Source organism: Bradyrhizobium sp. USDA 4341, from assembly GCF_054063755.1.
The window spans coordinates 1,831,659-1,853,133 of the sequence record NZ_JBSSGO010000002.1 but is presented as its reverse complement, the minus strand read 5'-3'; the positions used below and the strand labels follow the sequence as shown (position 1 = coordinate 1,853,133).

Here is a 21,475-nt window from a genome sequence, read left to right as displayed (position 1 = left end):
TCTTGCCGTGCTCCGTCCCGACGCGATACAAATCGCGGATGACGGACATCACTCTCAATCCACCCGTCGCTGCTGCGGACATCGATGCCGCCGCAAGGGTGGTCGCGCCGTTCGCGGTGCGCACGCCGCTCCTGACTTTCCCCGTTCTCAACGAACGCGTCGGCACCCAGGTCTTCCTCAAGCCCGAGATGCTGCAACGGACCGGATCGTTCAAGTTCCGCGGCGCCTTCAACAAGCTCGCCTCGATTCCGCAGGACAAGCGGAGCGGGGGCGTCGTCGCGTTCTCCTCGGGCAACCACGCCCAGGGCGTTGCCGCGGCGGCAAAGATCCTCAACATGCAGGCGACCATCGTGATGCCTGCGGACTCGCCGATCACCAAGCGTGAGCGGACCAAGTCCTATGGCGCCGAGGTCGTGCTGTACGATCGTGATCGCGACGACCGCGAGGCGATCGCCAATGGCATCGCCAGCAAGCGTGGTGCGACATTGGTGCGTCCCTATGACGATCCCTTCGTGATCGCGGGCCAGGGCACCGCCGGCCGCGAGATCGCCGAGGACATGGCGGCGCTCGGGCTCGTGCCCGACATCGTGGTGGCGCCGGCTTCGGGCGGCGGCCTGATCGCAGGTGTTGCTACCGCGGTGAAGGCAAAATATCCGCAGGCCCAGGTGATCGTCGCCGAGCCCGCGGGCTATGACGATCACGCTCTGTCGCTCAAGGTCGGCCATCGCGAGGCGCATCCGGTCGCGGCGCGCACCATCTGCGACGCGCTGATGGCGACGATGCCGGGCGAACTGACCTTCGCTATCAACAGCAAGCTGCTCGCAAATGGCGTCAGCGTCTCCGACGACGAGGTCGGTGCTGCCGTCGCGTTCGCCTATCGCGAGCTGAAGCTCGTGGTCGAGCCCGGCGGCGCGGTCGGGCTCGCGGCGCTGCTGGCGGGACGGATCGACGCCAAGGGCAAGAACGTCGTCATCGTGCTCTCGGGCGGCAATGTCGATGCTGACCTGTTCGCGAAGCTCGTCGCCTGAGACCAGCATTTCGAAAAGAAACGGGGGAGGGCGGTACTCGCTCTGCCCCCGTTTCGTTGTGGAGCGCGGCTGATCAGTGCCTGAAGCCGCCACGGTGGCTGGCGCCCATTCCGCCGAGATGTGAGCCGGACGGACTTGGGTGGAACGCTGTATGGCTACCACCCGATCCCGTCCGGTTGACTTGCATGCTCTGCCGCTCGGCGCGGAAGTGCTGCCCGCCATTATCTTTCATGATCCGGTTCGAGGTGGTGTTGCCGGCATTGGCTCCAGGAAGGCTTGCGACCTTGCTCTTGCCGATTGAGCTTGGCATGCCGACCGGCTTCGCTCCAGGCGCGGGCATGGTCACGATCTTGCCGACGGCACCCTGCGCGCCGGCATTAATCGGCCGGAAGGCTGGACGACTAGAAAGCCGCGTGAACTGCATCAGCGGAATTGCTTTCGGCTGCGTCTGCAGCTTCAACGCCGACTGCGCGTAGGGGCTGTTGCCGAAATTGTCATGGAAGGTCTTGTAGGCGAACGGCGTGTTGGCGAGCACCGCCTTGTGCCAGGCCGCGACCTGCAACCAGTTCGTCAGCAGGAAGCGAATGCGATCGCAGAGCGGATCGCGCGGATAGAGCCGGATGAATTCTTCATAGTATTCCGGCCGCCCCTCCGACAGCACGAAGTCATAGGCCTGGTGCACCGAGCGATTCGGCAGGTTCGATGCCATCTGCACGACCGGGCCATTCGCCGGTGCACGGGTCGACGCGACCGCGGTGTCGCCGAAGAAATAGAAGTCGGAGGTCAGCGACGAGCTTTCCCACGGCGTCTGGCGGCCATCGGTCGTCGAGTTGACGTCGAGGCGAATGCGCTTGAACAGCTGCTCGATCGGCAGATTGGGCTCGCGCGCCAGACGCAGGAAGGCGTTGGTGTAGGGGCTGTGGCCGTTGCTGCCGTCCTGCGCTTCCATGCCGGGTGCGGTCGAATAGCCGACGATCGAGCCGCTTGGGGCATCGACGACGGCAAGGCCGCGGCCCGCGTCGTTGACGTTGGGAAACGGGTTGTTACGGCAGGCATCGAGCACCACGATGCGCATCCGGCTCGGAATGTTCTCCAGTGTGCCCATCACGTCGACGAGGCGCACCGAATTGCCGTCGAGGTCGGACGGCGTGGCGATCCTGGCATCGACCGGAATCAGATAATTCTCGCCGGCGAGCTGCACGCCGTGGCCGGCGTAATAGATCATCGCGACCGTGCCGGGGCCGCGCGCCGCGACCTTGTCGGAGAAATCCTGCAACACCTTGACCATGTCGCCCTGCCTGAGGTCGGTCGCGGAGATCACCTCGAAGCCGGCCGCGTTCAACAATTCGGCCATCGACTGCGCGTCATTGCCGGGATTGGCGAGTTTTGGCGCATTCTCATAGTTCGCATTGCCGATCACGAGCGCGACGCGCTGCTCGGGGCCGCGTAGCGCAGCCGGCGTCGCTGCAGTGGGCGTCGCCGGCGAAGCGGCTTGATCGATCGATTGTGCCGGCGTCTGCGTTGCATTGCCGATGGTGGCGCCGCTGGTCTCGGCAGATGCTGTGCCCGACACACCGAGGCTCAACAGACCGAGCAATGCGGCCGATATCATGATGGATGTCAGGCGGACCATCGCGCGCTCCCAAAAGCTGGTCCCGGTGCGGGACCGGTCGCGGCGAGGCTAGGCGCGGACACGCCCGCCGTATGTGAGCTGGGTCACGCTGCGTGGGTGGTCAATGGAAGGTGAGTGCGCAGCGCGCACACGTCGCGTCTACGAGAAAAACGCGATTCTCTCGACCTGGCTCATGCGGCGGATCGGCGCGAGCGGATCGTTGGCCGCGACGCTCGGCTTTTTCAAAAGGCCACTCGCGATGATGGTCGAGCCGAGTGAGAGTTCTGCTGCGGGAGCAACGGCAGCCTCGACGGCGGGTGGGAGAGGCGGCGGCTCGGTTGCCGGAGCCGCGGCAACCGGTGCTGCAGCAATCGGCGCTGCAGCCATCGGCTCGACCTTGACCTCGATCGGCTCGGGCGCCGGTGCGGGCTCGGGCTGAATGGCCGGTGCAACCATCTCGGGCTCGTCAGCCATCGCCTCGGCGACGCGCATCTCCTCGGCAGCATGCATTTCCTCGGCGATCGCTTCTTCGTCGATCGGATCGGGCGCGCCCATCTCCATCGCGATCAGGTCGAGCATCGCTTCGTCCTGGGCGTCAGCGGCGGCCTCGGTGACGCGGGCGAGCTCTGCGGCTTCGGCTTCGGCCAGTGCGGCCTCCGCCTTGAGCCATGCTTCGCTCGGCTCCGGCATTGCGGCCGTGGCAGCCTCAGCGCTCGGCGTTGCAACGGCTTCCCGAGGCGGCGCGGTCGCCGTGGCGGCAAGAGCAGCATCGGGGACAGCAGCACTCTCGGCGGCAGCGCTTTCCGCTACTGGTTGCGGCGAGGGGGCAGCAGCGGGCGGTTCCGCAACCGGTGCTTCGGCCACATCAGGTTCGGCCACTGGCGTTTCCGCCTGGTCCGGATCGAATTCGCTGAGCCGGCGGGCCAGCGCCGCGAAGGCGGCATCCAGCACGGCCTTGGCGTCGTCCATCGAAACCTCGGTCGCACCGGCCTCGATCGCGCTGGCCTGCGAATCGATGATGTCGCAGATCCGGCCGTCATTGCCGATCTCGCGCAGCCGCCAGGAGATCTCCCTGATCACCCGCACGCCCTTGCGCACCGGCGCGAGGTTTGGTTCGAAGCTGATGCCGTCGAGCGCCGCGATGGCGGTGGCCTGGGCGGCCTCGATCGCGCCGCGCAGGGCGGCCAGCGCCTGTGCCAGCTGCTCGTCCCTGATGGCCGCTGCGGCGGCTTGCCGCTGCGCGCTGAGGCTGTCCTCGATCCGCGCCACGGCATCGAGCACCATGCGGGTGTCGGCATTGCGGTTGCGCTTGGCGTATTCGCCGAGGAACCAGCGGCCCCGCGAGGTCTCCATGAAGGCCGCGCTGATCGCAGCATAGTCCTCCTCGCTCGGCAGGGCCGCGCGGGCGGATATCGGCGACAGGGCGAATGCTTCTTCGGCCATCACAATCTCTCCGCGCAAATCACTGCGCGTTACGCTAACGATCACCACGATATCGCGCGAATCGCAATTGAATTGATGTCTTCCGAATCACAAATCCCCATTGCAGCCAAGGTTGCGCCGCGGCGATTCGCGCGCAGCCTCGCGGCATTCTATGCCACGACGTTCGGGATGACCGGGGTCCATCTGCCGTTTTTCACGGTGTGGCTGAAGGCGATCGGGATCGATGCCACCTGGATCGGCATCATCACGGCGGTGCCGCCGGTGACGCGCTTCACCGTCCTGCCGCTGCTCACTGCGGCGGCGGAGCGCCGCCAGATGCTGCGCGGTGCGATGATCGCCACGGGATTCGCCACCGCACTGGGCTTTGCCGTGATCGGCACCCAGCACCAGCCGTTGGTGCTGCTCGCGGTCTATGCGCTGACCTGCTGCGTCTGGACACCGATGGTGCCGCTCACCGACGCCTATGCGCTGCGCGGCGTCAGGCAATTTGGCCTGAGCTACGGACCGTTGCGGCTGTGGGGTTCGGCCGCCTTCGCGGTCTGCGCGCTCGTCAGCGGGTTCTTGCTCCGCTATGTCGCCGAGGTCGATCTGATCTGGATCATCACCGCCGTGACCGTGCTCGGTGCGCTGGTCGGGCTGACGCTGCGGCCGCTGGGCCGTCCAGCGGCCGCAGTCGCGCACGCGGTCGGCGCGCCGCGGCTGCTGCGCAATCCGACGTTCCTCGCGATCATCGTGTCCTCGGCGCTGATCCAGGGCAGCCACGGCGCCTATTACATCTTCGCATCGATTGCCTGGCAGCAGGCCGGCTTCAGCGGCCTGACGATCGCGGCCCTCTGGGTGCTTGGCGTGATCGCCGAGATCGTGCTGTTTGCGCTATCGCCGCGCTTCACGCTGCCTTCGGCTGTCCTGGTGATGATCGCGGCCGCCAGCGCCGTGGCGCGCTGGGCGATCACCGCGCAGGATCCGCCGCTTGCCGTGCTTGCTGTGGTCCAGCTCGGGCACGGGCTGAGCTTCGGTCTGACCCAGGTCGGCATCATGGGGCTGATGGTGCATCACGTGCCGGTTCATGTGATGGCACGCGCGCAGGGCTATCTCACCGCCTGCGGCGGCATTGTCGCAAGCACCACGGCGATCGTCAGCGGCATGGTCTATGCGCGCTTCGGCCTCGGCGTCTACGACATGATGGCGGTGATGGCAGCGACGGGCGGGCTTGTGATGTGGCTGGCACGCAAGCGGTTAACCCATTATCCCCAGAGTGCGGCGTCGGGCGGATAGACCAGGCTGCCGTCGTAGCGCAGGCCGTTGTCGCGGTCCTTGGCCAGCAGCAGCGGGCCGTCGAGATCGACGAAGCGCGCGGCTTGCGCGATCAGCATCGCCGGCGCCATCGCAAGCGAGGTCGCGACCATGCAGCCGATCATGATCTCGAAGCCGAGCGCGCGGGCAGCATCCGCCATCGCGAGCGCTTCGGTCAGCCCGCCGGTCTTGTCGAGCTTGATGTTGACGGCGTCATAGCGGCCGCGCAGGCCCTCGAGAGAGGCGCGGTCATGCACGCTCTCGTCGGCGCACACCGCAACCGGGCGCTTGATCCGCAGCAGCGCCTCGTCGTTGCCCGCCGGCAGCGGCTGCTCGATCAGCGTGACGCCGGCATCGGCGCAGGCCGCAAGGTTGGCGGCGAGGTTGTCCTCGGTCCAGGCTTCATTGGCGTCGACGATGAGTTCGGATGCCGGCGCGGCCTTGCGCACCGCGACGATCCGCGCGGCGTCGCCATCGCCGCCGAGCTTGATCTTGAGCAGCGCGCGATGCGCGGCCTTCGCGGTGGCCTCCGCCATCGCCTCAGGCGTTCCGAGCGAGATCGTATAGGCGGTGGTGCGCGGTTCGGGCGCAGGCCGGCCGAGCAGGTTCCAGATCCGCCTGCCGGCGCGTTTGGCCTCGAGGTCCGCCAGCGCGCAATCCAGCGCATTGCGGGCCGCGCCGGCGGGCATGCTGGCCTGCAAGGCGATACGGTCCATGCCGCCGGCGAGCGGCTCCTGCATCGCCTGGATCGCCTGCAGCGTCGCCTCGGGCGTTTCGCCGTAGCGTGGGTAGGGCACGCATTCGCCGCGGCCGGTGAGGCCGCCCCGGCTCACCTCGGCCACCACGACGACCGCCTCGGTCTTGGTGCCGCGGCTGATCGTGAAGGTTCCGGCGATCGGCCAGCGCTCGATCCGCCCTGTCAGGGAAACGGCTCCGGGAGGGGTGGAAGTCATTTTAAAGTCTACTATTTCCTGAACCGTAGCTTGCGACGCGCAACCAACTATGGCTGGTTAGCGGCAGATTCGACAAGCCGATCCGGCAAGCCGCCGGAGATCAACGGCCAGCCGGCTTGAGGGGTAGGCAAAAGGTGAGCGGCGACCCGACACTGGAGCGGATAGCCCAAGGCGAAGGACTGGCGTTGTGCGCGGCGGGCAATTGGACAGCCCGCTTTGCTCCCGCGCTCGAGCGGATCGTCTCCGACGCCGAGAAACTGCGCGGCAGCCGTCCCCACATCTTCATCGATGTGTCGCAGGTCGCGAGCCTCGACACGTTCGGCGCGTGGCTGATCGAGCGGCTGCGCCGCAGCCTCAGCGACGCCAGCGCCGAAGCGGAGATCGCCGGCCTCTCTGCCAATTATTCCAGCCTGGTCGACGAGGTCCGCCGCGTCGGCCCTGCGCCCAGGGTCGTCAGCGACCGGCTGTCGATTACGGGCATGCTCGAGCAGATCGGCCGCACCGTGGCCGGGGTCAGCGGCACCATCATCGGTCTCGTCGACATGCTCGGTGCCGTGCTGGCCGCCGCCGGCAAGGTGCTGATCCATCCGCGTAGCTTCCGTCTGACCTCGACGGTGCATCACCTCGAGCAGGTGTGCTTGCGCGCCGTGCCGATCGTGGTGCTGATCACCTTCCTGATCGGCTGCATCATCTCGCAGCAGGGCATCTTCCACTTCCGCAGGTTCGGCGCCGACATCTTCGTGGTCGACATGCTCGGCGTGCTGGTGCTGCGCGAGATCGGCGTGCTGCTGGTCGCGATCATGGTCGCGGGCCCGCTCCGGCTCGGCCTATACCGCCGAGCTCGGCTCGATGAAGATGCGCGAGGAGATCGACGCGCTGCGCACCATGGGCTTCGATCCGATTGAGGTCTTGATCCTGCCGCGGATGCTGGCGCTGGTGCTGGCGCTGCCGATCCTGGCCTTTCTCGGCGCGATGGCCGCGCTGTATGGCGGCGGCCTGGTGGCGTGGCTCTATGGCGGCGTCGATCCGGAGGCCTTCCTGCTCCGCCTTCGTGATGCCATATCGATCGATCATTTCATCGTCGGCATGGTCAAGGCGCCTGTCATGGCCGCGGTGATCGGCATCGTCGCCTGCGTCGAGGGGCTTGCAGTGCAGGGCTCGGCGGAATCGCTCGGTCAGCACACCACCGCGTCGGTGGTGAAAGGGATCTTCTTCGTGATCGTGATGGACGGCGTGTTCGCGATCTTCTTCGCCTCGATCGGGATGTGATCATGGCCGAGCAGGACATCGACGCCATCATCCGGGTCCGCGACATCACGGTTCAATTCGGCAACACGCGCGTGCTCGACGGCCTCGACCTCGACGTCAAGCGCGGCGAGATCCTCGGCTTCGTCGGCCCGTCGGGTGCTGGCAAATCGGTGCTGACGCGCACCATCATCGGCCTGGTGCCGAAGGTCTCCGGCCGCATCGAAGTGTTCGGCGTCGATCTCGATGCCGCGAGCTCGGCGCAGCGCCGCGCCGTGGAGCGGCGCTGGGGCATCCTGTTCCAGCAGGGCGCGCTGTTCTCCTCGCTCACGGTGCGCCAGAACATCCAGTTTCCGGCGCGCGAATATCTGCGGGTCTCGCAGCGGCTGCTCGACGAGATCATGGTGGCGAAGCTGGTGATGGTCGGCCTGAAGCCCGAGGTCGCCGATCGCTATCCGTCGGAACTGTCCGGCGGCATGATCAAGCGCGTCGCGCTGGCGCGCGCACTCGCGCTCGATCCGGAGCTCGTGTTTCTCGACGAGCCGACGTCGGGTCTCGATCCGATCGGCGCAGGGGATTTCGACGAGCTGGTGCGCACCCTGCAGCGCACTTTGGGGCTGACCGTTTTCATGGTAACCCACGATCTCGACAGTCTATACACCGCGTGCGACCGTATCGCCGTTTTAGGGAACGGTAAGATCATTGCTGCAGGATCGATCGCCGACATGAAGGCATCGCAGCATCCGTGGCTGCAGCAATATTTCAACGGCAAGCGCGCCCGAGCCGTTGTGGCCTAGCCCATGATCCCGAAACGAAAAGACCGGTTTTCGGACGAGATCATGCGCCAACAGGGAATTCGACGGGCTCGAACGCAGGCCGACTGCGCGAGCGCCCAAGAGTGATGAACGCGAGCAATTGATGGAAACGCGGGCGAACTACGTCTTGATCGGGGCTTTCACGCTGGCGGTAATCGCTGCGGCGTTCGGCTTCGTGCTGTGGTTCCAGAGCCTGCACACCACCAAGCAGCGCAGCCCCCTGCGGGTGATCTTCGAGGGGCCGGCGTCGGGTCTGCGCAATGGCGGCAATGTCAATTTTAACGGTATCCGGATAGGGGAAGTGGTCTCGGTCAAGCTCGACAACCCGCGACGCGTGGTCGCGCTGGCGATGATCGAGAACAACGCACCGCTGCGCAAGGACACCCTGGTCGGCCTCGAATTCCAGGGCCTCACCGGCGTCGCCGCGATCTCGCTGAAGGGCGGCGAGGAGGCCGCCCCGCCGGTGCCGCTGGATGAGGACGGCATCCCGGTTTTGACCGCCGACCCCAACGCGCTGCAGGACGTCACCGAAGCGATCCGCGCCACCCTGCAGAACGTCAACCGCATCGTCGCCGACAATCAGCAGTCGGTGAAGAATTCGCTGAAGAATCTCGAGGTCTTCACCCAGGCGCTGGCGCGCAATTCCGAGAAGATCGACAACGTCATGCTCAAGGTCGACGGCGTGATGGGCAAGGCCGACAATCTGATGCTGGGCCTCAATGCGATCGCGGGCGGCAACAATGGCAGCGAGCTGAACCTGATGGTGAAGTCGATCCGCGAGCTCGCCGACGATCTCGATAAGCGCTCCAATCTCCTGATCAACGACGGCCGCCGCACGCTGTCCGACATCAGCCGCGCCGTGAACAATTTCGACCGCAACCCGAGCCGGGTGATCTTCGGCGGCAGCAACAACGCCGCACCCGAGCCCGCGCCGGCTCCGGCCGCAGCACCGGCCGGGCCGCGGCGCCGGCAGCAATAGGCTACGCGCCCTCCGTTCGTCCCGACGATCGCCGCAGTGCTACTGGGGCGCTGCCTCAGATGGCTCGGCTGCTTCAGGAACGAAGCGGCGATAGCGGTCGTCCGGATACGTCTGCTCCGAGCGGATCCTCAAGCTGCGAATATGGTGGGGATCGGATGCCGCATTGACGAGGCCCTGTGTTGCCGGCCATGCGCGGCTGGTCGTATCGTGGGTCGCATCGCCTGCCAGGCTGACAGGCGTCGTTCGAACGACGCGCGCACCGGCCGCAGGTTTGCTTTCTTCCTTTATTCTGATGGTCCGGATTTTGGACGGCTGGATCGGGTCCGCCGTCGCAACCACGGGCACCCCAATTGTCCCGAGCATCGTCAGCGCGACGATGGGCCGCCAGCGTGCGAGCAACATCTGAACCCTCCCAGCTCGTTCTCCCGCAAATTTAGTCTTGCGGCGGTCAAAAGCAAAACGGAGGCATCGCTGCCTCCGTTTCTTGTACTGCGATGGCTCGAACGCTTACCCCAGCCGTCCCGCGGCATGGGCGAGCAGGGTGTAGACCAGCCCGGTTTCCGAGGTCAGGTGGCTGCTCAGTTCCTGCTGGCCGCGGCCTTCGCGGGCGACTTCGTCGAGCAGGCGCTCGAACTCCGCGATGTAGCGGTCGACCGTCTGCTTGAAGCCGCGGTCGGCGCGGTACTTGCGGGCCACCTCGTCGAAGGCCTTCTGGCCGGCCGGCGTGTAGAGGCGCTTGGAGAACGCCTTGTTCTCGCCGCGCTGGTAGCGATCCCACATCTCGGCCGCAAGCGTGCGGTCCATCAGCCGGCCGATGTCGAGCGACAGCGATTCCAGCGGATTGGCGGCCGGCTGCTGCTGCGGACGCGGGCGCTGCTGGGCGTCGCGGTTCTGCGGGGCGGGCGACGGCGCGTCACTGCGGTTGAGCAGGTCGGACAGCCAGCCATCGCCGTTGTTGGGGCCGGCCGGGCTGACCGACGGGGCCTCGGTGCGGCGCGAGGTCGCCATGCCGAGATCCGGCGGCGGCAGCGTCGAGGCGCTGTTGCCGTTATCCCGCATGCGCACGTCGCCGCGGCCACCGGCGGCAGCCATCACCGGCTCCTCGTGGCGGACGCTGGCGCGGTTGGACGAGACCACGTCGAGCCCGCGGCCGTGATGGGCGACGATGCGGTTCAGCTCGGCCAGGGCCTCGATCTGGTCGACGATCACCTTGCGCATCTGCGCGGTGTTTTCGGCGGCCTCCTGCGGCATTTCCAGCACGCCGCGGCGCAGCTCGTTGCGGGTGGCCTCGAGCTCGCTGTGCATCTCGCTTGCCATCTGCTTCATCGCCGTGACCATCGCGGAGAACTTCTCCGTCGATTCCTTGAACATCGCGTCGGTCTCGGCGTTGCTCTGCTGGTAGAGGTCGCTCATGGCGTCGACGGTCTGCTGACGCTCGTTCTCGGCGGCCATGCGCACCGCCTCGAACTGCTTGCTGATCGCAGCCGAACCGGCGCCTGCGGTCTCCGCCACCACGCGCGCGATGTCGCGGGCGCGTTCCTCGGCCGCGCCGAGCGATTCATCGAGCAGGCCGGTGAAGCGCGACAGCCGCTGGTCGAGATCGGTGGTGCGCAGGTCGATGGTGGTGACCAGCGATTCCAGCGCCGACTTGCGCTCGCTGACGGAGGCCGTCGTCGAACGGTTGGCCTGCTCGACCACGGCAGCCGCCTCGATCAGCGCCTTGCCGTGGGTCTCGAACTGGCTCGACAGCGCGCCGAGATCTTCCAGCGCCTTGCCGGTCTTGCTGTTGAACACCGTGAGCTGGTCTTCCAGCGTCTGGGTCGCCACGCCGTTGCGCGACGTCACGTCGTTCATGGCGGACACGAAGTCGGCCACGCGGGTCACCAGCGCGCGCTCCAGCGAGTTGAGGTTGTCGTGGGCGCCGGTCAACACTTCCTGCAGCAGGATGTTGCCCTCGCGCAGCCGCTCGAACAGCGCCACCGTATCGGTGCGCAGGATCTTGCTGGTCTCCTGCATTTCCGTGACGGCCGAGATCGAGACCTGGCGCGACTGGTCGATCGCCGCGCGCGAGGCCTGCTCGAGCTCCTTGAGCGACTTCGCCACCGCGCCGGTCGCCTGATCGCCGGCCGAGGTGATGTTGCGCGCGACATCGCCGCCATGTGCCGCCATCGACTGCGAGAAGGCGAGGCCGCGGGTTTCGATCGCCTTCAGCGCGTCCGCGGTGGCGCGATCCATGTCGTTCGACAGCTGTGTGGTCTTGGCGGTCAGCGCCTCGACCAGCGAGCCGCGGCGGCCGTCGACCATCTGCGACAGCCGCTCGGTCTGCTGCTGCACATAGGTGACGATCTCGTCGGTCTTGCCGGTCATGGCCGAGCCGAATGCGCTGGACGCAGACAGCACCGAACGTTCGATGTCGGCGGAGGTCGTCTTGACCTTGGTCGTGACCTCGTTGGACATGTTGATCAGCGCGGCCTGTGCGTTCTGCGCAGAGGTCTGGATGTTGTCGGTGGTCTTGGCTGTGACCGAACCCAGCGCGCGCTCGATATCGGTCGAGAGCGTGCGGATCTGGGCGGCCGCGTCGGCGGAAGTCGCCGCAAACGAGCTCTGGGCCTCGCGGGCGCTGCCCAGGATGGTCTGCGCAGTCTCGGCGCTGGTCGTGGTCAGCGAGCGCTCGATCTCGACCGAGATCGCGCGGATCTGGGTTGCGGCCTCGTTGGACGTTGCCACGAACGAGTTCTGGGCATCGCGGGCGCTGCCGAGGATCGTCTGGGCGGTGTTGGTGCCGACCGACGTCAGGGTGCGCTCGACATCGGCTGCCAGCGACTTGACGTGGTTGGCTGCTTCGGTCGACGCGGTGACGAGGGTATTCTGCGCCTCGCGAGCGCCGGCCGTCAGCACCTCGACGGTGCCGGAACCGGCCATCGACAGCGCGCGCTGGATATCGGCGGCAAGCGCCGTCACCTTTGTCGCAGACTCGGTCGATGCATTGACCAGCATGCTCTGGGCTTCACGCGCACCTGATGTGATCGATTCCGCGGTGGCGGAGCCGGCCATCGACAGCGAGCGCTCCATGTCGGCCGCCAGCGTGCGGACCAGATCGGTGGCCTCGGTGGATGCGCCGGCCAGCGTGCTCTGCGCCTCGCGCGCGGCGGCGACGACGGCTTCCGCGGTGGCGGAGCCGGCCATCGACAGCGAGCGCTCGATGTCGGCCGACAGGGTGCGGACCAGATTGGTGGCGTCGGTCGACGCGCCGGCCAGCGTGTTCTGCGCCTCGCGGGCGGAGGCGACGACGGCTTCCGCGGTCGCGGTGCCGGCGGTCGAGAGCGAGTGCTGGATGTCGGCCGCGAGCGTGCGGGCGAGGTTGGTGGCTTCGGTCGACGCACCGGCCAGCGTGCTCTGGGCTTCGCGGGCGGAGGCGACGACGGCTTCCGCGGTCGCGGAACCGGCCATTGACAGCGAGCGCTCGACGTCGCTGGCGAGCGACTTGACCTGGCCCGTGACGTCGGCCGACGTCGCGATCAGCGTGGTCTGGGCCTCGCGGGCACCGGTCATGATCGCTTCGGCGGCCGCTGAGCCGGACATCGACAGCGATTGCTCGACGTCGGCGGCCAGTGACTTGACCTGGCTTGCGGCTTCGATCGAGGCCGAGACGAGCGTGGTCTGCGCGTCGCGGGCGCCCGACAGCACCGAGGCTGCGGTGGCGCTGCCGGCCGCCTGCAGCGTGCGCTCGACGTCCTCCGACAGCGCCTTGATCTGCGAGGCGACGTCGCCGGATGCGGAGACCAGCGAGACCTGGGCGTCGCGGGCACTGGTGAGGATCGAGTTGGCGGCGCTGGTGCCGACCGCGGTCAGCACGCTCTCGACCTCGGCGGAGCTCTGCTTGAGCTGGTTGCCGACATCCGCGGACACGGTGAGCAGCGCCTGCTGCGCCGTGCGCGCGCCGGTCTGGATGGTTTCGCTGGTGTTGACCACGAGGTTGGTCAGCGAGCGCTCGGCGTCCTCGACATGGGACTTGATGCTCGACGACAACATTTCGGCGCGGGACATCAGGTCCTCGCTCGCCTGGCGGCCGCTGCTCTCGATACGGCCGGCGACGGCCTCGACGCGCGAGCCCAAGAGGTCCTCGAACTGCGCGACGCGGGTGTCGATGTCACCGGCGATGACGCCGACGCGGCTCTCGATGCCCTGCTGGATATCGGCGAAGCGCGCCGAGATGGTGTCGGTCACGTTCGAGCTATGACCACTGATGGTCTCGACGAGGCGGGTGTTGTGACCGTTGATGGTATCGGCGAGGCGGGTGCTGTGGCCGTTGATGGTGTCGACCAGGCGGTTGCTGTGGCCGTCGATGGTCTCGGTGACGCCGTTGATGCGATGGTCGACCGCGGCGATCGCCTGCACGGTGCCCTCGGTCAGGGTCGTGGTGAGCAGGCCGAGGCGCGAGTCGATCGAGTGGATCGCCTGGGTGGCGCCTTCGGTCAGCTGGGTCGCGAGCGTGCCGAGATGGCCGTCGATGGTGTCGGTGACTGACTTGGCGCGGCTCTCGAAGGTGACTTCGATCGTCCGCATGCGGCCGTCGATCGCGTCATCCAGCGACTGCAGGCGGCCGTCGAACGAGCCGATCTTGGTGGCGAGCGAACTGTCGAACGACGACAGCTTGTCGGTCAGCGAGGCGTCGAGGTTGGTGACGCGGCTGCCGAGCGTGGTCTCGAACTGCAGCAGGCGCTGGTCGAGCGAAGCGGTGATCTCGCCGCTATTGGTGGTGACGCGATTGTCGAAGGTGTCGACATAGGTCTTCAGGCTGTCGGCGATGTCCTGGGTCCGCTGGCCCATGCGCTCGACGATGTCGCCGCCGAACGTCTTCACGGTGCGGTCGAATTCAGAGATGTGGCGGGTGATCAGCGCGCCGAGCGTGCCGGAGTCGCGGGCGAATTTCTCGGCGAGCTCGCTGCCGTGGTTCTTCACCAGGTCGTCGAACGCACTCATCTGCAGCGACAGCGAGTCGTGCGCGGTCTCGGTCTGGCCCACCACCTTGGCGACCAGCGAATTGACGGTGACGTCGAGCGCCTCGCTCGCGCGGTCGCCGGACGTCATGATCTGGCCGGCGAGGCGGTTGCCGGCGTCGTCGATCTTGCTGACCAGGTCGTTGCTGCGCAGCTCGAGCTCGAGCAGCAGCGAGTCCGCGGAATTCTTCAGGGAGTCGTGGACCTCTTCGGTGCGGTCGGAGATGCCGTCGACGATCGCAGACGAACGCTGCTCGAACTCGCCGGTGATGCGGTCGATGCGCTCGTTCAGCATCTCGTGGACGCGATCGGCCAGATCGACGAACTCGTCATGGACGTGGCCGGTCTTGAAGTTGAGGCTGGTGGTGAGCCGTTCGGAGGCGTCCATCACCGCGCGCGTGGTCTCGGCGCTGGCTTCCTCGAGGCGGTCGAGCAGGTCGCCGCCGCGCTCGCCGAGCGCGAGGATCATGTTGTCGCCGGCATGGCTCAGTGCGGTCGTGATGTGCTGGCCGCGCTCTTCCAGCGCGCCGGTGATGCTCTTGGCGACCTCGTCGACGCGCGAGGCAATCGCGTCCGAGATCAGCGCGATGTCATGGCGCAGGTCGATCTGCACGCCGGAGATCGCGCTGCGCACCTGCTCGGCCTGGCCGACCAGATTGTCGCGCTGGTGGGCGATGTCCTGCAGCAGCGCGCGGATGCGCACTTCATTGTCGGAATAGGCACGCTCCAGCGCCGCCACCTCGTTGGCAACCAGGGTCTCGAGTTCGCCGGCGCGCGCGATCGCGCGTTCGACGCCGTCGCCCATCGCCGCGACCTCGCGGCGGATCGCCTGGCCTACCGTCACCATGGAATCGGCGGCGGCGTTTTCCGGCTCGGAGAATCGCATTGCGACCTGCGCCATCGATTGCGCGATCATCTGCATGCGCTGACCGTGCGAGGCGAGGCTGGCGAGATAATAGAACAGCAGCACCGGAACGGCGAACAGCGCGGCGAGGCCGGCGAGTACCAGGACGCCGGTACCCTGGGCCATCGAGGCCTGCAGGGCCGGCCAGAACGCGATGGTGAGGATCACGCCGCCGAGCAGCCACGCGCCGGAGCAGACGAAGAACAGCGTGAAGGCGTTGCGGGCACGCCCTCCCTGCAGCGTCTGCAGCATCTGGCCGATGGTCTCGCGATCATCATTGGCGGCGCGGCGCGGCGCGCGCGGTTCCTCGATCGGCTCGAACACCGAACGATCGGTATTCGAGCGGGACTCGAACGATGCGGCTGAAAAAATCCGGAGCTGAAGGCGGCAGGCTCAACGGCGCGGCGCCTTCGTTGAGGGGGCTGCGGCTCTCCGCGCCTTGCTCGCTGATGTTGAGGGCTTCCTGGATGGCAGAAAGCGCGACTTCGGTGGGATCTTTGACCTTCTTGGGAGTGTTCGCCATGTTCAGTCTGAGCCCTCTCACTATTTTACGCGTCGGCGAGCCTGCGATCGTCCCCACGCAAGCTCGAAGCCGGTGCCCACAAGCGGAGCGCAAGCGCCCCCTCGGCGGCTTGTCCGCTACATCCGCAAACATCCTATTGGGAGAGCGATGCGAATGAAATGCTTGCGATTAATACTTTCTTAATCATCGTTAACAGCTTTGCGCCATAAGGCCTTATGGGTACTCGAAATTCCTGCCTTAGAGGGCCGATTGTGTCCGGAAATTGTCCAGAATCGGGCGGTTTTGCCGATCATCCCGACAACAATTCGTTAACCAGTTTCGTGATTGGCTGGGCGAACGGTCCGCCGGTGAAGCCCGGCAGAGACGACAGGGACAGGCTATGCCGCTTCATCTCGAACGGGTTGAATGGACGCAATCGCCGCCGCTCGCGCCTGGCGACGGGCCGATCGATGTCGATCACCTTCGACGGATGACGCTGGGGGACCCGGGGCTGGAGCGGGAAGTGCTGGCGATGTTCTCGACCCAGTCGGCCCGGATCCTTGGCGAACTGGCTGCCCTGCCGCCCGAGGCTCCGACCCACGCCCACACCCTGAAAGGATCGGCGCGGGCGATTGGCGCCTTCGGCGTTGCCGAGGCTGCCGCCAACCTGGAAACCGCGCTCACCGCCGGTTCCGATCCGGCCCAGCCGCTCGCCGCGCTCGGGGCCGCGATTGCCGAGGCGCGCACGGCGATCGAGCTGATTCTGGGCCGCTCCTAAGGCTTCCGGCATCTCCACGGCCTGCGGCAACGGGTAGGGCGCCGCCCTGGCCGGCCGGCAGGTTTTCGGTCTCCGCGCTAGCGCTGTACGGATCGACCCGTTATACGACTGCCGGGACCTTTCCAACCATCGTCCGGCGCATTCCGGCAGCACGAGCAATCATGGCCAAAATACACTTTATCGACCATTCCGGAGAGAAACGCTCCATTGATATCGAGAACGGCGCGACGGTGATGGAAGGTGCGATCCGCAACGCCATTCCCGGCATTGAAGCCGAATGCGGTGGCGCCTGCGCCTGTGCGACCTGCCATGTCTATGTCGATGACGCGTGGCGCGAGAAGGTCGGCGCGCCGTCGCCGATGGAAGAGGACATGCTGGATTTCGGCTTCGACGTGCGTCCGAATTCGCGGCTGTCCTGCCAGATCAAGGTGACCGACGATCTCGACGGACTGGTCGTGTCGACGCCGGAGCGGCAGGCCTGACCTGATTTATTCGCCGTCCGGGTTCACACCGCGACGGACCCAGCGGCGGAAGTTCTGCTTGACCTCCGCCGGCAGCGGCGTCGGTCTGCGCGTGGCCTCATCGATCATCACGGTGACCGCCTTCGCCGACGCCACGCATCTCCCTTCCGAAAATACCACCTGATCGAAAGTGGTCGACGTCCGTCCGAACTTGACGAGACCGAGCCCAAGCTCGATCTGTCCCGGCCAGTGCAGCTCGGCGCGGAAATGGATGTCGAGCCGCACCATGATCCAGCCTAGCCCGGCCGGCATCAGCCCCATGCTGAGGTCCTTCACCAGCGTGACGCGGCCGGTCTCAAAATAGCTCGCATAGACGGCGTTGTTGACGTGCCCGTTCGGGTCGAGATCGGCAAAGCGCACATTGTCGGACAGGCGATAGGGAAAGTCTTCCAGGCGCGGTGCATCGTCGGCGCGGACAGGGGCATTCACGAGGGGGATCTCCGTCGGTTTCCCGCCCATACAGCCGAGTTGCGCAGGTTCGGCAAGGGGTTGCCGCGCCAGCCGCTGTCCCTATTATGCATGTCCCGATCCGGCCATACTTGGCTGGGCAGGCGAAAGCCGTCCAGTCGATTTCAACTGAAAAGAAGCGGATATGAGCGAAGCGATCAAAACCGATGTGCTGATAATTGGCGCGGGTCCCTGCGGACTGTTCGCCGTGTTCGAACTGGGCCTGCTCGACATGAAGGTGCATCTGGTCGACATCCTCGACAAGATCGGCGGGCAGTGCGCCGAGCTCTATCCCGAGAAGCCGATCTACGACATTCCCGGGATTCCCTTTGTCACCGGCCAGGGCCTGACCGAGCAACTGCTGGAGCAGATCAAGCCGTTCGGCGCGACCTTCCACCTCAACGAGATGGTGGAGAGCATCGAGAAGATCGGCGATCCCCTGTTCCGCGTGAAGACCGATGCCGGCAAGGAGTTCGAGGTCAAGGTCGTCGTGATCTCCGCGGGCGGCGGTTCGTTCCAGCCGAAGCGTCCGCCGGTGCCGGGCATCGAGGCCTATGAAGGCACGTCGGTGTTCTATGCCGTGCGCAAGATGGAGCAGTTCCGCGACAAGAACATCCTGATCGTCGGCGGCGGCGACTCCGCGCTCGACTGGACGCTCAATCTGCATCCGATCGCCAAGCGCATCACGCTGCTGCATCGGCGCGACGATTTCCGCGCAGCGCCGCACAGCGTCGAGCAGATGCGCTCGCTGGTTGCCGACGGCAAGATGGATCTGAAGATCGGCCAGGTCACCGGGCTCGAAGGCGCCAACGGTCAGCTCTCGGGCGCCGCGCTGAAGGGCAACGACAATGCGATGTCGACGATCACCTGCGATACGATGCTGCCGTTCTTCGGGCTCACCATGAAGCTCGGTCCGGTCGCGAACTGGGGCGTGGCGCTGGAGAACAATCTGGTGCCGGTCGACACCGCAGCGTTCGAGACCAACGTTTCAGGCATCTTCGCGATCGGCGACATCAACACCTATCCGGGCAAGCTGAAGCTCATTCTCTCCGGCTTCCACGAGGGCGCGTTGATGGCGCAGAAGGCGCACCGCTACGTGTATCCCGACAAGCGGCTGGTGTTCCAGTACACAACCTCGTCATCAAGTTTGCAGAAGAAGCTTGGGGTGAACTGATTCCACTTCAGCAGCGACCAATGCCAGGGGCATGGGCCATTGCCCGCGCGGCGCGGGTACTGGAACACTCCGCGAAATGGCCGTAGTCTGCTCGTAATCGAGTTTGTCGATTGATCAGGTGATGATGATGCGGAACACGCGATCCAGACTTCGGCTGATCCTGGCGATCGCTACGGCCTTTGTGCTAGCTGCTCCGCTTGCAGCTTCCGCGGCCGAGCTATCGGCGGCCGGACTCTGGCAGAAGATCGAAGACGGCAAGCCCGAAGGCTGGTTCCTGGTGATCGAGCGCAACGGCCTGTTCGAAGGCATGATCGCAAAGATGTTCTCAGCGCCCGGCGATCCGCCCAATCCGGTCTGCTCGAAATGCACGGACGATCGCAAGGACATGCCGTGGCTTGGCATTCCCTTGATCCGCGACATGAAGCGCAACGGGCTCGCCTATGAAGGCGGCAACGTGCTCGATCCGCGCAACGGCAAGGTCTACAAGGCCAAGATGACGCTGAGCGCCGATGGACAGACGCTGACCATGCGCGGCTATCTCGGCATCTCGCTGTTCGGCAAGGACGAGGTCTGGACCCGGCTGCCGGACGCGGCGCTGGCGCAACTCGATCCCACAATCGTCGCCAAATATCTGCCCGCGCAAGCCGCAGCGATGAAGCCGCCGCCACCGGCGCCCTTGCCGGCGACGAAGCGGCACTAGGACCCTCATTGGGATCACGTTCGTTCGCGGCCGCACGCAGCGTTCAGCGTTGCACCGGTGCAGTCGGCAACGGCGCGACCGGCTCGGAGATCACCTCAGGCACCGTGGTGTTCAATTGGAGCACGGTGGCGGCTGCGGGGACCGCGGCATCGGCCATCGCCGCATGGCCTTCGGCGCTCGGATGCACCGCGCCGCCATACACCGCCGACAGGATGCCCCATGTCGCATCGTGGATGTCGGTTGGCTGCATCGAGGACGGCAGGCCCTGCGGGTAGGTCATCGCCGCGAAATAGCTGTCATTGGCGTCGCGGATCCAGCGCGCACGCGGCAGATAGGCGCGGTATTCGCCGGCGCTGCGGCCGCATTTGAGCGGCTGGTTGGCTGCGGCGACGATGTCGGAGACGAAGCTGTCGCCGTTGGCGGCGAAGCAGTCGCGGTCGAACTCCGGATCGGTCGACGCGCGTGCGCAGAAGCCGTGGCTTGCAAACGCATCCTGATGCGCATCGACGAAGGTCATGCGGTCGGCCTGCGGATTGCGGCAGATGATGCCGGACTGGCACTGCGCGATCGCCTTGAGCTGCGGCAGAAACTCGTTCTGCACGAAGCCCGAGACCGCCGCGAGCCGCTTCGGATCGGCGTTGAACGAGGGATGGATCTCGAAGCCGGCGCGGCCGCCGGGGCAGGCCGCGCCGCCATTGGCCAGCGCCGGATTGGCGTAGGCCGTGTAGACCACATGCGAGAGGTCGCCGCCGACCAACGGCTTCAGCGCATCGCGCAGCTTGGCGAAATCGGCCGGCAGGTCGCGCGCCAGTGCCGAGCGGGCATCGTCGACGCTGGCCATCGAGCCGCCCTGGCTGAACAACGCGCGTTCGGTCGGCGTGTCGACGATCACGTTGGCGACGAGGCCGGAGAAGTAGATGTCGTTGGCGCCGACCGACAGCAGCACGAGATCGAGCGTACGGTCCGGCTGCCGGCGCTTGGCGGCTGCGAGCACCGTGCGCAGCTCCGCGATCTGGCCGTTGACGGTGCCCGAGCAGGTGTTGGCGGTTTTCGTCGGCAGACATTCCCGCGCCTGCTGCGAGCCGAGCAGGCCGTCGGCGATGGTGGCGCCGGTGCAGGCCAGCGGCAGATAGGTCACCGCGATGTGCGGATATTGCACGGCGAGTGCAAGCGCGGTGCGGGTCTGGTAGCTGTACAGCGAACGGTGACAGGCCGAGTTGAGCCACAGCGCGCTCTGGCGCTGCCAGTTGGTCAGGGTGTCGGGCGCTTCGCAGGCGCGGCCGCCTTTGAAGCCGGCGCGGCTCGGCCGGTAGTATTGCGCGCCGCCGAGATAGGAGCGGAAGCAGAACCCCTCGTCGGAGAGTGCGATCGCGCGATCGGGATTGCCTTCGCCGGATGCGATGCTGTCGCCGAGGCCGGCGATCAGCAGATCGCGCACCGCGATCTGGGTCGTCACGCGCTGGTTGGCGTCCGAGCCGCTGGCGACATCGACGGTCGCGACCGTGGTGCGGCCGTAGCGGACGCGCAGATTGACCGGCTCGGCGCAATCGAATGTCGAGGATTGCGGCCCGTCGCCATCGTCGAACGACCAGGCGCAGGTCGCGCCGACCGGAACCGGACCTGCGAGCCGCACCACGATCGGATGATCGATCGGCGTCAGATAGCTTTCCTTGACGTTGTCGCGGGTGCAGGGCTCGCTGACGCGGCCCTGCAGGTCGATGCAGAGCCGGTTGACCGTGTTGCGCGCCCAGCCGCGGCCGTCGCTTTGCAGTTCCAGCGCCTGCTCCGAGGCCAGCACGCTGCGGCCGAGCCCGCTTTCGACATGCAGACGGAAGTCGCGTTCCTCGCGGAACAGCCGGAAGCGGTTGCGGACCTCCCAGGAGATCGAGAGCTGGGTATCCTGCGCGTCGGCGGCTGAAGCCAATACCGCCGCGAGCGCGCTGCCGAGCAGCACGCTGCAGACCGTGACACGAAACGAAAATCGAACCAGAAAGCCAATCATGGCGCGGTTTGACGCGAGTGGTACGGCGAAAATAAGAGAAGCGGCTGCAGAGACCAACAATCGGGGATCGAAACCGGGA

Annotated in this window: 16 protein-coding genes and 1 pseudogene; 9 read left to right on the top strand and 8 right to left on the bottom strand. The window is 66.3% G+C overall.

Annotation, left to right across the window (positions count from 1 at the left end; all coding sequences use genetic code 11):
- Nucleotides 1–38 precede the first annotated feature (38 nt).
- Nucleotides 39–1,028 (top strand): threonine/serine dehydratase, encoded by a 990-nt coding sequence (locus ACVIGB_RS14840; RefSeq protein ID WP_456722070.1) that lies wholly within the window; start codon nt 39–41, stop codon nt 1,026–1,028.
- 73 nt (nt 1,029–1,101) lie between these two features.
- Here ACVIGB_RS14840 and ACVIGB_RS14835 read toward each other — a convergent pair whose 3' ends face one another.
- Nucleotides 1,102–2,661: a caspase family protein gene (locus tag ACVIGB_RS14835; RefSeq protein ID WP_456722071.1), complete on the bottom strand. Its 1,560-nt coding sequence runs from the start codon at nt 2,659–2,661 to the stop codon at nt 1,102–1,104.
- 138 nt (nt 2,662–2,799) lie between these two features.
- Entirely contained in the window at nt 2,800–4,083 is a 1,284-nt protein-coding gene (locus ACVIGB_RS14830) for a hypothetical protein (protein ID WP_456722072.1), read from the bottom strand.
- A 75-nt stretch (nt 4,084–4,158) separates the two neighbouring features.
- Between ACVIGB_RS14830 and ACVIGB_RS14825 the strand changes: the two genes are divergently transcribed.
- On the top strand, nt 4,159–5,358 hold the full coding sequence (locus ACVIGB_RS14825) for an MFS transporter (RefSeq protein ID WP_456722073.1): 1,200 nt from the start codon (nt 4,159–4,161) through the stop codon (nt 5,356–5,358).
- On the opposite strand, the gene dgcA is transcribed toward ACVIGB_RS14825, so the two are convergent.
- Entirely contained in the window at nt 5,328–6,329 is a 1,002-nt protein-coding gene (dgcA, locus tag ACVIGB_RS14820; protein WP_456722074.1) for an N-acetyl-D-Glu racemase DgcA, read from the bottom strand. The genes ACVIGB_RS14825 and dgcA overlap by 31 nt on opposite strands.
- Before the next feature lie 134 nt (nt 6,330–6,463).
- On the opposite strand from dgcA, the pseudogene ACVIGB_RS14815 reads away from it, so the two are divergent.
- The 3 genes and pseudogenes from ACVIGB_RS14815 to ACVIGB_RS14805 all read left to right on the top strand — a co-directional run bounded on the left by ACVIGB_RS14815 (nt 6,464) and on the right by ACVIGB_RS14805 (nt 9,368).
- Nucleotides 6,464–7,598 (top strand): annotated as a pseudogene (locus ACVIGB_RS14815) (MlaE family ABC transporter permease).
- 2 nt (nt 7,599–7,600) lie between these two features.
- The gene (locus tag ACVIGB_RS14810) at nt 7,601–8,371 is read left to right on the top strand and encodes an ABC transporter ATP-binding protein (RefSeq protein WP_173637607.1); all 771 of its coding nucleotides are present in this window, start codon (nt 7,601–7,603) and stop codon (nt 8,369–8,371) included.
- Nucleotides 8,372–8,492: 121 nt separating this feature from the next.
- On the top strand, nt 8,493–9,368 hold the full coding sequence (locus tag ACVIGB_RS14805) for an MlaD family protein (RefSeq protein WP_106328293.1): 876 nt from the start codon (nt 8,493–8,495) through the stop codon (nt 9,366–9,368).
- 39 nt (nt 9,369–9,407) lie between these two features.
- Here ACVIGB_RS14805 and ACVIGB_RS14800 read toward each other — a convergent pair whose 3' ends face one another.
- From ACVIGB_RS14800 to ACVIGB_RS14790, 3 genes are all read right to left on the bottom strand, one after another.
- A complete protein-coding gene (locus tag ACVIGB_RS14800) occupies nt 9,408–9,770 on the bottom strand; it encodes a hypothetical protein (protein ID WP_456722076.1) in 363 nt (120 codons plus the stop codon).
- 105 nt (nt 9,771–9,875) lie between these two features.
- Nucleotides 9,876–15,596 carry an apolipoprotein A-IV repeat region-like domain-containing protein gene (locus tag ACVIGB_RS14795; RefSeq protein WP_456749152.1) on the bottom strand — a complete coding sequence of 1,907 codons (5,721 nt, stop codon included), beginning with the start codon at nt 15,594–15,596 and terminating at the stop codon, nt 9,876–9,878.
- The gene (locus ACVIGB_RS14790) at nt 15,547–15,795 is read right to left on the bottom strand and encodes a hypothetical protein (protein WP_456749151.1); all 249 of its coding nucleotides are present in this window, start codon (nt 15,793–15,795) and stop codon (nt 15,547–15,549) included. Before ACVIGB_RS14790 ends, ACVIGB_RS14795 begins: the two co-directional genes overlap by 50 nt.
- Nucleotides 15,796–16,174: 379 nt before the next feature.
- Between ACVIGB_RS14790 and ACVIGB_RS14785 the strand changes: the two genes are divergently transcribed.
- Complete coding sequence (locus ACVIGB_RS14785; RefSeq protein ID WP_092115455.1) at nt 16,175–16,552, top strand: Hpt domain-containing protein; 378 nt, start codon at nt 16,175–16,177, stop codon at nt 16,550–16,552.
- Between the two features lie 161 nt (nt 16,553–16,713).
- Entirely contained in the window at nt 16,714–17,034 is a 321-nt protein-coding gene (locus tag ACVIGB_RS14780; RefSeq protein ID WP_092115454.1) for a 2Fe-2S iron-sulfur cluster-binding protein, read from the top strand.
- Nucleotides 17,035–17,040: 6 nt separating this feature from the next.
- On the opposite strand, the gene ACVIGB_RS14775 is transcribed toward ACVIGB_RS14780, so the two are convergent.
- Entirely contained in the window at nt 17,041–17,502 is a 462-nt protein-coding gene (locus tag ACVIGB_RS14775) for an acyl-CoA thioesterase (protein ID WP_028337718.1), read from the bottom strand.
- A 163-nt stretch (nt 17,503–17,665) separates the two neighbouring features.
- Between ACVIGB_RS14775 and ACVIGB_RS14770 the strand changes: the two genes are divergently transcribed.
- Nucleotides 17,666–18,694: an NAD(P)/FAD-dependent oxidoreductase gene (locus ACVIGB_RS14770; RefSeq protein ID WP_212310100.1), complete on the top strand. Its 1,029-nt coding sequence runs from the start codon at nt 17,666–17,668 to the stop codon at nt 18,692–18,694.
- A gap of 127 nt (nt 18,695–18,821) precedes the next feature.
- Nucleotides 18,822–19,394: a DUF2147 domain-containing protein gene (locus ACVIGB_RS14765; RefSeq protein WP_456722078.1), complete on the top strand. Its 573-nt coding sequence runs from the start codon at nt 18,822–18,824 to the stop codon at nt 19,392–19,394.
- A 43-nt stretch (nt 19,395–19,437) separates the two neighbouring features.
- On the opposite strand, the gene ACVIGB_RS14760 is transcribed toward ACVIGB_RS14765, so the two are convergent.
- A complete protein-coding gene (locus tag ACVIGB_RS14760) occupies nt 19,438–21,396 on the bottom strand; it encodes a hypothetical protein (protein WP_456722079.1) in 1,959 nt (652 codons plus the stop codon).
- Nucleotides 21,397–21,475 lie beyond the last annotated feature (79 nt).